General features: G+C 60.6%; 13 protein-coding genes. 7 read left to right on the forward strand and 6 right to left on the reverse strand.

From position 1 onward, the window contains the following. Positions 1–3 precede the first annotated feature (3 nt). Positions 4–1,062 (forward strand): ELM1/GtrOC1 family putative glycosyltransferase, encoded by a 1,059-nt coding sequence (locus IOC82_RS08125; protein WP_290545679.1) that lies wholly within the window; start codon positions 4–6, stop codon positions 1,060–1,062. Continuing rightward, a complete protein-coding gene (locus IOC82_RS08130) occupies positions 1,059–1,973 on the forward strand; it encodes a hypothetical protein (RefSeq protein WP_290545680.1) in 915 nt (304 codons plus the stop codon). Before IOC82_RS08125 ends, IOC82_RS08130 begins: the two co-directional genes overlap by 4 nt. A 237-nt stretch (positions 1,974–2,210) precedes the next feature. Here the strand turns inward: IOC82_RS08130 and IOC82_RS08135 are convergent, their stop codons facing one another. Genes IOC82_RS08135 through IOC82_RS08145 form a run of 3 tightly spaced genes read right to left on the reverse strand, consistent with a single transcriptional unit; the run spans position 2,211 to position 5,308 of the window. Then, entirely contained in the window at positions 2,211–3,302 is a 1,092-nt protein-coding gene (locus IOC82_RS08135; RefSeq protein WP_290545720.1) for a TRAP transporter substrate-binding protein, read from the reverse strand. A gap of 38 nt (positions 3,303–3,340) precedes the next feature. Further along, a complete protein-coding gene (locus IOC82_RS08140; RefSeq protein WP_290545681.1) occupies positions 3,341–4,753 on the reverse strand; it encodes a TRAP transporter large permease subunit in 1,413 nt (470 codons plus the stop codon). 15 nt (positions 4,754–4,768) lie between these two features. Next, entirely contained in the window at positions 4,769–5,308 is a 540-nt protein-coding gene (locus tag IOC82_RS08145; protein ID WP_290545682.1) for a TRAP transporter small permease subunit, read from the reverse strand. 299 nt (positions 5,309–5,607) lie between these two features. On the opposite strand from IOC82_RS08145, the gene IOC82_RS08150 reads away from it, so the two are divergent. Both IOC82_RS08150 and IOC82_RS08155 read left to right on the forward strand, forming a co-directional pair. Beyond that, a complete protein-coding gene (locus IOC82_RS08150; protein WP_290545683.1) occupies positions 5,608–5,976 on the forward strand; it encodes a DUF983 domain-containing protein in 369 nt (122 codons plus the stop codon). Continuing rightward, complete coding sequence (locus IOC82_RS08155) at positions 5,973–6,665, forward strand: NUDIX hydrolase (protein ID WP_290545684.1); 693 nt, start codon at positions 5,973–5,975, stop codon at positions 6,663–6,665. The genes IOC82_RS08150 and IOC82_RS08155 overlap by 4 nt, the downstream gene beginning before the upstream one ends. Positions 6,666–6,917: 252 nt before the next feature. Here IOC82_RS08155 and IOC82_RS08160 read toward each other — a convergent pair whose 3' ends face one another. From IOC82_RS08160 to IOC82_RS08170, 3 genes are read right to left on the reverse strand one after another with little or no spacing between them, the layout of a single operon-like run. Then, on the reverse strand, positions 6,918–7,412 hold the full coding sequence (locus tag IOC82_RS08160) for a hypothetical protein (RefSeq protein ID WP_290545685.1): 495 nt from the start codon (positions 7,410–7,412) through the stop codon (positions 6,918–6,920). Positions 7,413–7,421: 9 nt separating this feature from the next. Further along, positions 7,422–8,573 (reverse strand): HigA family addiction module antitoxin, encoded by a 1,152-nt coding sequence (locus IOC82_RS08165; RefSeq protein ID WP_290545686.1) that lies wholly within the window; start codon positions 8,571–8,573, stop codon positions 7,422–7,424. After that, complete coding sequence (locus IOC82_RS08170) at positions 8,573–8,869, reverse strand: type II toxin-antitoxin system RelE/ParE family toxin (RefSeq protein WP_290545687.1); 297 nt, start codon at positions 8,867–8,869, stop codon at positions 8,573–8,575. Before IOC82_RS08170 ends, IOC82_RS08165 begins: the two co-directional genes overlap by 1 nt. A gap of 108 nt (positions 8,870–8,977) precedes the next feature. Here IOC82_RS08170 and IOC82_RS08175 point away from each other — a divergent pair, with 108 nt between their 5' ends. From IOC82_RS08175 to IOC82_RS08185, 3 genes are all read left to right on the forward strand, one after another. Further along, positions 8,978–9,871, forward strand: coding sequence for an IS1 family transposase (locus IOC82_RS08175; RefSeq protein ID WP_290545688.1), 894 nt, complete (start codon positions 8,978–8,980; stop codon positions 9,869–9,871). Between the two features lie 81 nt (positions 9,872–9,952). Beyond that, positions 9,953–10,120, forward strand: a complete 168-nt coding sequence (gene rpmG, locus IOC82_RS08180) for a 50S ribosomal protein L33 (RefSeq protein WP_111198460.1) — start codon at positions 9,953–9,955, stop codon at positions 10,118–10,120. Positions 10,121–10,205: 85 nt separating this feature from the next. Continuing rightward, the gene (locus tag IOC82_RS08185) at positions 10,206–11,687 is read left to right on the forward strand and encodes an aldehyde dehydrogenase (protein WP_290545689.1); all 1,482 of its coding nucleotides are present in this window, start codon (positions 10,206–10,208) and stop codon (positions 11,685–11,687) included. Positions 11,688–11,746 lie beyond the last annotated feature (59 nt).

Below are 11,746 nucleotides of genomic sequence, written 5' to 3' on the forward strand. Positions count from 1 at the left end.
GGGTTGACTGTTTTATGGGTGCTGACGGGGCCGAAATCGGGCGACAATGGCCAGGTGATGAATGCTGCCAAGGCTTCGGGTTTGCCCTTCGAAACCCGCCATATCGTCTTCGACAGCGCGCATCTTGGGCGGAAGCCGGTGGTGCGGGCCAGCCTTGATGGCGTCGATGCGGAGCGTTCGGACAGGCTTTGCGGGCCGTGGCCCGGCATTGTGCTGGTCATCGGACGGCGCCTGTCCTGCGTTGCACTGTGGATCAAGAAGCAGTCCGGCGGCGCCACGCGCATCGCCCTGTTCAACGCACCCAAGGGCCGCGCCCGGGATTTCGATCTCGTGGTACTGCCACCTTATTACCGCAAACAGAAGTGCGCCAGCGCGCTGTCCATCCGCGCACCGCTGACCGGCATCGATCCCCTGCGCATCGCCCAGGCCGGGAACGAGCTGGCGCAGGCGCTCGGCGCGGGCCAACGCCCGATCCACGTTCTGTTGGTTGGCGGTGACATGGGCCAGCGCAAGCTGGAGCCCGGCTTCGTTGCCGGCATCTATCGCCAGATGCGCGACGGCTTCGCGGCCGGGGGCGCCATCCATGTTTCCACCTCGCCGCGCACGCCGCCCCGCGTGGTCGAGACGCTGCGGCCCATGCTCCGCCCGCAGGATTGCCTGCACGCATGGCGGCCGGACGCGACAGCGAATACCTATCTCGGTCTTCTGGCGCATGGCGAGAGTTTCACCGTCACCGCCGACAGCCTGTCCATGCTGATTGAGGTGGCGCGCCTCGGCAAGCCGCTCGTCATCGCCGAACCTCCGCGCCGCCACGGCCTTGCAGGGCTTAAGGACTGGGCCAGCGGCCTGCTGCGCCCGCGCGACCTGCGCCATGCCCTGCGCATGCTCTACAGCGGCGGCTACGCAGTGCCGCTTGGCATGCCTCCCCAGCCCTGCCGCGGCCTTCTGCCGGACGATACAGGCCTCGTGGCCGACCGGCTGCGCCTGCTTGCCGGCGCGGAAGCTGAACAGGTCATCCGACATTGCCCCGCAGTCCCCACAGCAGGCCCCCTCACGCAATGAAACCCACCGTCTTCGTTCATACCAATGCCAAGCAGATCGTTGGCGCGATCGTCTCCAAGTACTCCTTCGAACGCTTCGCCGCCGATCCGTCGGCCTTCGAGGTGAAGCTCATCGAAACCGCGTCCTATTCCTGGATGCGCGATTATGAAGGCAAGCTCTATCTCCGCGACGGGCTGAAGCGCCGCTGGCTCAACGAGGATTTGCAATCATTCACCGTGCTTCGTTTCGCGCCGCCGGAGATCATGCGTCACGAGGGGCGCTCGCTCGTGGTCGATCCCGACGTGTTCTGCATTTCCAGCGTCAACGAGCTGCTGGCGCGCGACATGAAGGGCGCCGCCATTCTGGCGCGCCACCGCACGGGCAGCAAGGAGGCCGCATGGGCGTCCAGCGTCATGCTGCTCGACAATGCCCGGCTCGCCCACTGGAACCTGCATGAGAACTTCGCCGAAATGTTCGCCTTCGAGCGCGATTACATGAAGTGGATCACCCTGCTGACGGAACCGCAGGACCGCATCGCCCCGCTGGAAAGCGTGTGGAACGACTTCGACCGGCTCACCCCCGAAACCCGCATGATCCACAACACGAAGCGTCAGACGCAGCCCTGGAAATCGGGGCTCCCGGTCGATTTCCGGCCGCCGGAATCGCGTCATGGCCTCACGCCGAAGAACCTCTACCACCGGCTGCGCCGCAGTCTGTTCGGCGACTATGGCCTGATGGGCAGCTACAAGGCGCACCCCGATCCCAACCAGGAGCGTCTGTTCTTCGCGCTGCTGCGCGAATGCCTTGATAAGGGGATGGTGACCGAAGCCATGTTGCGGCAGGAAATGAAGCACAACCACGTGCGGCACGACGCGCTGGACCTCGTCCGCCGCACCCCCACGCTGGACGAGAAGCCGCTTTTCGCCGCTTGACCGGCCTGCCAGGCCGCACGGGCGCGAGACCATCGGCCGGCTGATCGCCGTCCACCTCGCGGGCCATGCGGGCGCCACCTTCCGGGGCCGCATCGGCGGGGAACGCTTCGACGACATCATGATGGGCCTGCTGGCGCGCGAGTTTTCCGCCGGGAGAGATGGACGATAATGGACAGGTTTCCCTCCCCGGCAAAGAGGGGAGGGAATTCCTATTGTCGGTATGTTCCGGCGGCTGTGTCAGCCCTTCGGGCGGTTGCGGATCATGAAGGCGTCGAAGGTCAGTTCCGCCACCTGGTTCCACATGTTGGCCTGGTTGCGGAAGGCGGCCTGGTTGTCATAGATCTTCTTGAAGTCCGGATTATCGGCCGACAGCTTCGCATAAAGCGCGTTGGAGGCTTCGAAGGCCTTGCTCATCATGTCATCCGGGAAGGCGCGCAATTGTGCGCCGCCGGCGATGAGCGACTTGAGCGCGCCGGGGTTCTTGGTGTCGTATTTGGCGAGCATCGATTGGTTGGCGGTGGCCGCCGCGGTGGCGATGATGGCCTGATAGGTTTTCGGCAGCTCGTTCCACTTGGCCAGGTTGATCATGAAGTTGAGCGTGGGTCCGCCTTCCCAGAAGCCGGGATAATAGTAATAGGACGCCACCTTGTTCAGCCCCAGCTTCTCGTCGTCGTAGGGGCCGACCCATTCGGCCGCGTCGATGGCGCCGCGTTCGAGCGCGGGATAGATTTCGCCGCCGGGGATCTGCTGGGGCACGACGCCGAGCGCCTCCATCACCTTGCCGCCCATGCCACCGATGCGCATCTTGACGCCCTTGAGGTCATCGAGCGACTTGATTTCCTTGCGCCACCAGCCGCCCATCTGCACGCCCGTATTGCCGCCCGGGAACACGTGCAGGCCCTGGCTGTGGTAGAACTCGTTCATCAGGTCGATGCCGCCGCCGTGATAGTACCAGGCGTTCATGCCGCGCGCGTTGAGGCCGAAGGGGATGGCGGTGCCCAGCGCATAGGCGGCGTTCTTGCCCCAGTAATAATAGCTGGCCGTGTGAGCCATCTCGACCGTGCCCGCCGCCACCGTGTCGGCCGCCTCCGGCATGGGCACGATTTCGCCTGCTGCGAAGGTCTGGATCTGGAAGTTGCCGTCCGTCGCGTCGGACACGATCTTGGTGAATTCCTCCGCCGCGCCGTAGATGGTGTCGAGCGTCTTGGGGAAGCCCGAGGTCAAACGCCAGCTTATCTTCGGCGATGACTGGGCGATGGCCGGCGTGGCAATGGCGGTTGCCAGCGAACCGGCCGCTGCGGCCTTCAACAGATAGCGTCTCTTCATAATCATGGTCCTCCCTGTTGCATTCTAGGCTTCGAAAACGGTCATGGATCGAGATCGAGCGGCGCGATGCTCGGCATCTGGATGTCATTCAATTGCTGCTCCACGCCAGCATCGTTGAGCTTTGCCGTATCGGCAATCCAGTAATCGACGATTGCCGGAAATGTGATGATCAGCGCCACCAGGATGAGCTGCAGGATGATCCATGGAATGGACCCCAGATAGATGTCCCGGCTCTTGATTTCCGGCGGCGCGATGCCGCGGAGGTAGAACAGCGCAAAGCCGAAGGGCGGGTGCATGAAGGCCGTCTGCATGTTCACGCAGAGCAGCACGCCGAGCCAGATCAGGTCGATGCCGAGCGCATGGGCCGTGGGGATCAAGAGCGGCACGATGATGAACACGATCTCGAAAAAATCGAGAAAGAAGGCGATGAAGAAAATGAACACGTTGATGAAGATCAGGAAGCCCAGGCGGCCGCCCGGAATGTGGCTCAGCAGGTGCTCGATCCACTTGCCGCCATTCACCCCCTGAAACACCAGGCTGAACACCGTGGCCCCGATCAGGATGAAGATCACCATGGTGGTGATGCGCATGGTGCCGCCGGCCGATTCCCGCAGCATGCGCCAGTTGAAGCGGCGATGCGCCAGCGCCAGCAGGATTGCCCCCATCGAGCCCATGGCGCCGGCCTCCGTTGGCGAGGCGATGCCGAGGAAGATGGTGCCGAGCACGAGGAAGATCAGCACCAGCGACGGCACCATGCCCCAGGCGAGCTTGGACCACAGGGCGCGCCCCCTCAGGCTGCGGGCTTCGGGCGGCAGCGCCGGCACGCGCTGCGGCTGAAAGATCGAGACCAGCAGGATGAATGCCGAGAACAGCAGCACCTGCAGGATCGAGGGCCCGATGGCGCCCAGATACATGTCGCCGACCGGCACGCCGAGCTGGAAGGCGAGCACGATCAGCACCAGCGACGGAGGGATGACCTGGGTGATGGTGCCGGAGGCGGCGATCACCCCGGTGCCGATCTTCATGTCATAGCCATATTTCATCATGATCGGGATCGAGATCATGCCGATGGCGATGACGCTGGCCGCCACCGTGCCGGTGATGGCGCCCAGAATGGCGCCGACGAAGATCACGGCCTGGGCAAGCCCGCCCGGCATCGACCCGAAAAGCTGACCGAAGCCTTCCATCAGGTCCTCGGCAAGGCCTGACCGCTCCAGCACCACGCCCATCAGCGTGAAGAAGGGAATGGCCAGCAAGAGCTCATTCGACATGATGCCGAAGACGCGGGCCGGCAGGGCCTGCATGAACTCGACACCGAAATAATGGGCCTCGATCGCCAGGAAGCCGAAGAACAGCCCGAGGGATGCGAGCGAAAAGGCCACCGGAAAGCCGATGAGCAGGAACAGGATGAGCCCTGCGAACATGGCAGGCGCGAGGAGGCCGTAATCAAGCACGAGCGCTCTCTCCCGTCATTGCAGCGGCCTCTCGTAGGCGAGCGCCACCTCGCCCGTGCCGCGCAGCAGCGCCACGCGCTTCACCAATTCGGACATGCCTTGCAGCAGGAGCAGCGCAAAGCCCACCGGCAGCAGGCCCTTCACCGGCCACACCGGCAGGCCGCCGGCATTGGCGGACCCCTCCCCCGACCAGAAGCTGCGCAGAAACCATGGAACGGTCATGTCCAGCATCACCAGGCAGAAGGGAAAGAAGAAAAACAGGAAGCCGAAGATGTCGACCTTGGCCTTGGAGCGGGTTGAGAGGCTGCCATAGACCAGATCGACGCGCACATGCTCGTTGAGCTTCAGCACCCAGGCAGCACCCAGCAGGAAGGTTCCGGCGAACATCTGCCACTGGATTTCGAGCCACGCATTGGACGAGGCATCGAAGAGATAGCGCGACAGGGCGTTGGCCGCGCTGATGAAGCAGCTCACGAAACAGAGCACGGAGGCCAGGATCGCGGCAGCCTGGCTGAGCCGGTCGATGCCGCGGGACAGGGACAACAGTGAATGCATTCGCCTCAGACGCTCCCAGCCTCATCCGCACATGACGCGACGATAACAGAAGATGGGCTTGAGTTGACAACCACAATTTTCAGCAGGGAGCGCTTTTCAGGCGCTCCAAATGGCTGGCCGCCCGGCCCCCCGGCCCGGGTGGAGGCGGCAGGGTCCGTTCCGGTCCTTGCGGCAGACAGTCGCGCGGGGCAAAAGCGCCTTCAATTCGCAAACTCCCTCCCCCATCCTCGCCCGTTATGACACTTACCGCTCAGACTCCCGCCCTCGCCCTCCCGGAACCACGCTCCTGGAAGCAGGCCATGTGGCGCGGCTTCACCTGTTCCTGCCCGGCCTGCGGCGAGGGGCGGATGTTCGGCAAGTATCTGAAGGTGGTGGATTCATGCACGTCCTGCGGGGAGGAACTGCACCATCACCGTGCCGATGATGCGCCGCCCTATTTCACCATGATGATCGTCGGCCACATTGTGGTGCCGCTCGTCCTCGTGGTCGAGAAGGTCTGGCATCCGGATGTCTCGATCCATGTGATGATCTGGACCGCCGTCACTTTGTCCATGACCTTCGCCCTCATGCCCGCCGTCAAGGGCGCCATCGTCGGTCTGCAGTGGGCGAACCGCATGCATGGCTTCGACCCGGCCCACCGCGACGGCGTGCATCCGCCCGGGCCATGACCTACGACCACCCGGAATTCGCGGGTTCCAAGCTCCACCCCAAGGTCCTCAGGCCGAAAGATTCCGCCACCCTCATGCTGGTGCGGCGGGGCGCGGGCGCACCGCGTATCCTCATGGGCCAGCGCGCCCAGGGCCATGCCTTCATGCCCAACAAATATGTCTTCCCGGGGGGCCGGCTCGATGCCGCCGACTGCCGCGTGAAGCCGGGCCGGGACCTCCATCCGGCCACGCTCGCGAAGCTCCTCGATCGCATGCGCGGCAGGCCCACCGAAAGCCGCGCCCGCGGCCTTGCCTATGCCGCGGTACGCGAGACGTGGGAAGAAGCGGGCCTGCTGTTTGGCCGCCGGACTCTGGCGGACGCCCCGGACCTGTCAGGCCTCACCCTGTTCATGCGGGCGATCACGCCGCCGGGCCGCACCAGGCGCTATGACAGTCGTTTCTTCGTGGCCGATGCCGGGAATCTCTCCAACATCGAACAGCCGCATCACGATGGCGGCGGCGAACTCCTCACCCTGTCCTGGCTGACGCTGGACGAAATCGCCTCCCTCGACCTGCCGCTGATCACCATCGACGCCCTGAAGCGGCTGAAACCCTTCCTCGACCAGGGTCATCTGCCGCCCCAGGATTGCACCGCTTCCTTCCAATATCTCCGGGGCAAGAACTGGATGGAGGACGAGATTTCCCGGTAGTGTCTCAGTTTGATTAAGGCTGCTGAGGTTAGCTTTTTTTCCAGCGTGCCGTTGCGGCTGCTCGTGCTATTTCTGACCGCTGTTGAGCGGTGAGACTAGCCGATCTGGCTTTTGCACCCTTTTTTCCGCCTTTTGCCCTGTTGGGGGCATTCCCGAGCGTATCCTCGATTTCACCTGTCGCAATACGGCCCACCATAACGGCACGCGCATTCACATCGGAGGGTCGTTTCTCGCCTCGTGGCCCCTTCGCCATCATGCGGCCTCGTCATCCCTGTCATCATCCAAAAGATCTGCCGCCCTTCGCTCCGCAATATCATCGCTGAAGTCAGTGAGAAAGTTCAACTGAGGATCTTCAGGGAAGACCTTGTTCATGTGCTCGGCATCACACACCGCGCGGTATACATCCGATGCAATGGCTTCACGACGCTGCCGCACAGCTCTTTGCCGCAGATTTGAAGTGCCGCCTTTGTCAGTATCAAACCATAGGCGCAACTGCATACCGCCGTCGCTGATCGCTACGCATTGTTTCGCGCGATAGGAAAACCCATCGGGGTCTCTGCGCATGGCAGTCCGCAATGCGCTAGTAATCTGCTTACGAAAGATTTTCTTCAAATCCTGCAATCGCGGAACCAACTTCTTGTGTTCCATAGCCCACGAAAGGAAGTCATCGGGATTATTAGCTTCCGCTCCCGTTGTTTCTTCCCATTCATCCCATGCACGAAGTATTTGTTCATCAAAAGTCGCCATACTAATCTCCTAAAGACCAGTGGGGCATTGCCGACCCCAACCATCTACATACTGCCATCCAAACAAATGCTCTCTTACGCTCGTCTGATACTTGCGTAGCCAATTGTACTTGTTTGTCTTGTGTTGCACCTGCCCAACAACAATAGCAGGATGAATCTCCATTCTTGCAGCGAACGCCAAGACATCTTGTTCAGATATGAATGGACTTTTACGAAGAATGAAGGACGTCAAATGCTGTTTTGGAACGCAAAATTCCGCTGCAGCTTCATTGGCGCGGCGCTCAATTTCAGAGCCATCCTGAGAATCAGGGTCAGTCTTCATTTCGCAATCAACGGGAACGAAGGCAACATCTCGTCCATCGCCCCTTAGAACATGCTCACACTCATGCCTGAGAACAAAAGCAAAATTATCGAGGCGATCTAGCCGGGTTGTCATGCCAATTGCGGGCTGGCCGTCAATCCACACGCAAACACCATCAACCTTTGAGCCGGGCAACGCTTCGACCAGAACAAATCGAACGCCCGCCTCTCGCAGGATGGACGGAATGTGCTTCAGGTCTTCCCGGTCGAGAAGATGGCTTCTGATCTTAGACAGGCTTCCGCGAAGCTTGTCTTCTGAGTATAGCGGCGCACTAACTGTTTCTGCAATCTTGATGACACGATGAAGCCATGTGTATTGCAGCGGACCAATTGCAGCCTCGTAATCATTGCCGCTAAGCCTAAAGGCACCTGGGGCGATCTCCCCGCGGCCAATCCAAGGTATATCTTCAATCCGGTTCTTGCCGAAGAACCGCATCATCTGCAAATCCAACAATCCCGGTTCAGTGTCTTCGATCCAGCCACGCTTGATCATGTCGCGGACTGGGAAATGAGAAACCCAAGACGCGCGAGTACGAACACCGGGATCAACCGGCTTCGCTTTATTGAGATCATACATCTTCTGAAGGTTGGCGAAAAAGTCGGGCGGCATGTCGAATGCTGCCCCCAGTGACGCTGCCATATCCGGGGTAATTCCTGCCTTACCAGAAAAAAGAGGGCTAAGCGCCTGCGGAAGGACACCAAGAATGTAAGCAAGGTCCACCTGCTCCCACCCTCGGGCTTCCAGCTCTTCCTTGATGAATGTACCCGGATGATCGACGGGCACAGGCTTGCTCTGGGGCATCAATGGTAATCCTCAATCGCCAAGACGGTGGCGGTCTGCGGGTTGGTTGTTTCGTCCAGCGACAAAACCATACGGTATTGGTCATTCAGCCGGATCGAACGAAGGCCGTCCCGGTCTCCTTTCAGCTTTTCGTAGTGAAGGCTCTTCCAGTTCCGCAAGGAGCGGTCATCAACTGCAGCCCGCAAAACAGTCAGTTTCCGCCGTGCAGACTGAATTACCGATACCGGCAATTTGGTCTTGCCTGCTTCTTCTGTTTCAACGAGAGCCAGCCTGGGGTCTGCGAACACGACATCCATCCGGGTCTTATAACGTTGATTCTTATATAGTTCAACGCCAATAAATGCAAGCCCTTAAACTGACAAATATGCTTGACATTTATCTCAGGCGGGCATATTTTTCACTTCATGAACAGGCTGCCCCTCAAAACCCGAGTTCAAATCCTCAACATGCTGGTTGAGGGGGCTTCTATGAGGTCAACCTCTCGTGTAGCGGGCGTGTCCATCAACACTGTAACCAAACTCCTTGAAGATGTCGGAGCGGTTTGCAGCGCCCTGCACGACGACATGGTTCGAGGAGTCAATGCCAAGCGGGTACAGTGCGACGAGATTTGGAGCTTCTGTTATGCTAAGGCTAAGAACGTCCAAACTGCAAAGACCGCACCGGACGATGCAGGCGACGTTTGGACTTGGACAGCCTTAGAAGCGGACAGCAAGCTGATCCTGTCGTGGCTAGCAGGCGGTCGCGACAGTCAATATGCTGTCGCGTTCATGGACGACGTCAGGGCAAGGATCACCAATCGAGTTCAACTCACCACCGACGGCCACAAAGCTTACCTGGAAGCCGTTGAAGGCGCCTTTGGTGGCGATGTCGATTATGCGATCCTTCACAAGGTCTACGGCGCATCGCCGGACCCCACAAAGGGCAAGTACAGCCCAGCCGAATGCATTGGCATTCAGAAGCGCCGGGTCGAAGGCGATCCTGACCCCAAGCACATCAGCACATCATACGTCGAACGCCAGAATCTTACCATGCGGATGGCAATGCGCCGCTTTACGAGACTCACAAATGGGTTCTCGAAAAAACTCGAAAACCATGTCCATGCGCTTGCGCTTTATTTCATGCATTACAATTGGATGCGTCAGCATAAGAGTTTGAACAAATGGACGCCCGCCATGGCGGCGGGCCTGACAGATCGGATTTGGACGTGGGAGGACATCCTCGTCATCGCTGACAGGGCAGAAACCGAAGCCGTTCAGGCCAAGCGGCTTGCCCTTCTCGAAACGCCACAATCAAACTGAGACACTACCGATTTCCCCCGCGCCTTGACTTTGCCCAGCATTTCGGGTTTACCGGCCCCAAATTCCTGTTTGGAGACCATGATGGCCAAAGGCAATGTGATCAAGATCAAGCTGGCGTCGTCCGCCGATACTGGCTATTTCTATGTAACCAAAAAGAACTCGCGCACCAAGACCGACAAGCTGTCGTTCAAGAAATACGACCCCGTGGCGAGGAAGCACGTCGAGTTCAAGGAAACCAAGATCAAGTAATCTTGGCCCCTTACGGCCCAAATCGAAAAGGCATCGTCCATGGGCGGTGCCTTTCGCGTTTCTGACCCCCGTTCAGGAGAAACCCATGCCTGTCGACTACCGCGCCATGATCCCGAGCCTCAGCTTCCGCAACCAGGCCTTCATCAACGGCAAATACGTAAGCGCGGCCTCGGGCAGGACTTTCGATTGCATCTCCCCCATCGACGGCCGGGTGCTGACCCAGGTGGCCGAATGCGACGCTGAAGACGTGAACCGGGCTGTCACCGCGGCGCGCGCCGTTTTCGAGAAGGGCTCCTGGTCCGCCTGCCACCCGGGCAAGCGCAAGAAGGTGATGCTCAAATTCGCCGAGCTGATGGCCAAGCACAAGGACGAGCTGGCCCTGCTCGAGACGCTGGACATGGGCAAGCCGATATCGACGTCTGCGGGCGGCGATATTCCGGGGTCGATCCAGGCCATCCAGTGGTATGCCGAGGCCGCCGACAAGGTCTATGACGAGATCGCGCCCTACCGCCCGGACTCGGTCTCGCTCATCACGCGGGAGCCGATCGGCGTCGTCGCGGCCGTGGTGCCATGGAACTATCCCCTGATGATGGCCTCGTGGAAGCTGGGGCCCGCACTCGCAACCGGCAATTCGATCATCCTCAAGCCCGCCGAGCAGTCGCCGCTGACGGCGATCCGCATTGCAGAACTGGCGGCCGAGGCAGGCATCCCGGATGGCGTGCTGCAGGTTCTGCCCGGTTTCGGCGAGACGGCGGGCCAGTGGCTGGGCCGCCACATGGACGTCGACATGGTGGCCTTCACCGGGTCCACCGAGGTCGGAAAATATTTCCTGCGCTATGCGGGCGAGTCCAACATGAAGCATGTGTCCCTCGAGACCGGCGGCAAGTCGCCCAACATCGTCTTCGCCGATGCCGGCAACCTCGATCACATCGCCAAGACTTCGGCCGATGGCGTCTTCTACAATTCCGGCCAGAGCTGCAACGCGCCCACCCGCATTCTCGTCGAGGACAGGATCAAGGACGAGTTCGTGGCCCTCCTCACCAAGCACGCAAAGCCCTGGACACCCGCCGACCCGCTCGACCCCAACACGTCAATGGGTGCGATCGTCGACACCGGCCAGATGAACCGCGTGCTGGGCTACATCGAGGCCGGCCGCACGGAAGGCGCCACGGTGGCTTTGGGCGGCGCGCAGGCGCGCAAGGATACAGGCGGCGCTTATATCGAGCCCACCGTCTTCACCGATGTGCGGAACGAAATGAAAATCGCCCAGGAGGAAATCTTCGGCCCCGTCGCCGTCGCCATCGCCTTCAAGGACGAAGACGAAGCGGTGGGCATCGCGAACGAGTCGATCTATGGCCTGCAGGCCAATCTCTGGACCCGCGATGTGAGCCGCGCGCACCGGCTGTCACGCCGGCTGAAGGCGGGAACTGTGGTTGTCAACAACGTATGGGGCTCGGACATCACCAACCCCTTCGGCGGCTACAAGCAATCCGGCATCGGCCGCGACAAGTCGCTCCACGCCATGGACAAGTATTGCCAGGTAAAGAACACCTATATTCAGTTGTGAATATGTGAGCGGTGCGCAAAGGCCCGCGCCATTGATCAGGGCCGTAGTGGGGATATGAG

Source organism: Aestuariivirga sp. (genome assembly GCF_020252395.1).
In the GTDB taxonomy this organism is placed as follows: Bacteria; Pseudomonadota; Alphaproteobacteria; order Rhizobiales; family Aestuariivirgaceae; genus Aestuariivirga.

Coding starts and splice junctions, on each gene's coding strand:
- IOC82_RS08130 (WP_290545680.1), top strand. CDS start 1,059: ATGAAACCCACCGTCTTCGTTCATACCAATGCCAAGCAGATCGTTGGC.
- IOC82_RS08145 (WP_290545682.1), bottom strand. CDS start 5,308: ATGCATTCACTGTTGTCCCTGTCCCGCGGCATCGACCGGCTCAGCCAG.
- IOC82_RS08150 (WP_290545683.1), top strand. CDS start 5,608: ATGTGGCGCGGCTTCACCTGTTCCTGCCCGGCCTGCGGCGAGGGGCGG.
- IOC82_RS08155 (WP_290545684.1), top strand. CDS start 5,973: ATGACCTACGACCACCCGGAATTCGCGGGTTCCAAGCTCCACCCCAAG.
- IOC82_RS08160 (WP_290545685.1), bottom strand. CDS start 7,412: ATGGCGACTTTTGATGAACAAATACTTCGTGCATGGGATGAATGGGAA.
- IOC82_RS08165 (WP_290545686.1), bottom strand. CDS start 8,573: ATGCCCCAGAGCAAGCCTGTGCCCGTCGATCATCCGGGTACATTCATC.
- IOC82_RS08170 (WP_290545687.1), bottom strand. CDS start 8,869: ATGGATGTCGTGTTCGCAGACCCCAGGCTGGCTCTCGTTGAAACAGAA.
- IOC82_RS08175 (WP_290545688.1), top strand. CDS start 8,978: ATGAACAGGCTGCCCCTCAAAACCCGAGTTCAAATCCTCAACATGCTG.
- rpmG (WP_111198460.1), top strand. CDS start 9,953: ATGGCCAAAGGCAATGTGATCAAGATCAAGCTGGCGTCGTCCGCCGAT.
- IOC82_RS08185 (WP_290545689.1), top strand. CDS start 10,206: ATGCCTGTCGACTACCGCGCCATGATCCCGAGCCTCAGCTTCCGCAAC.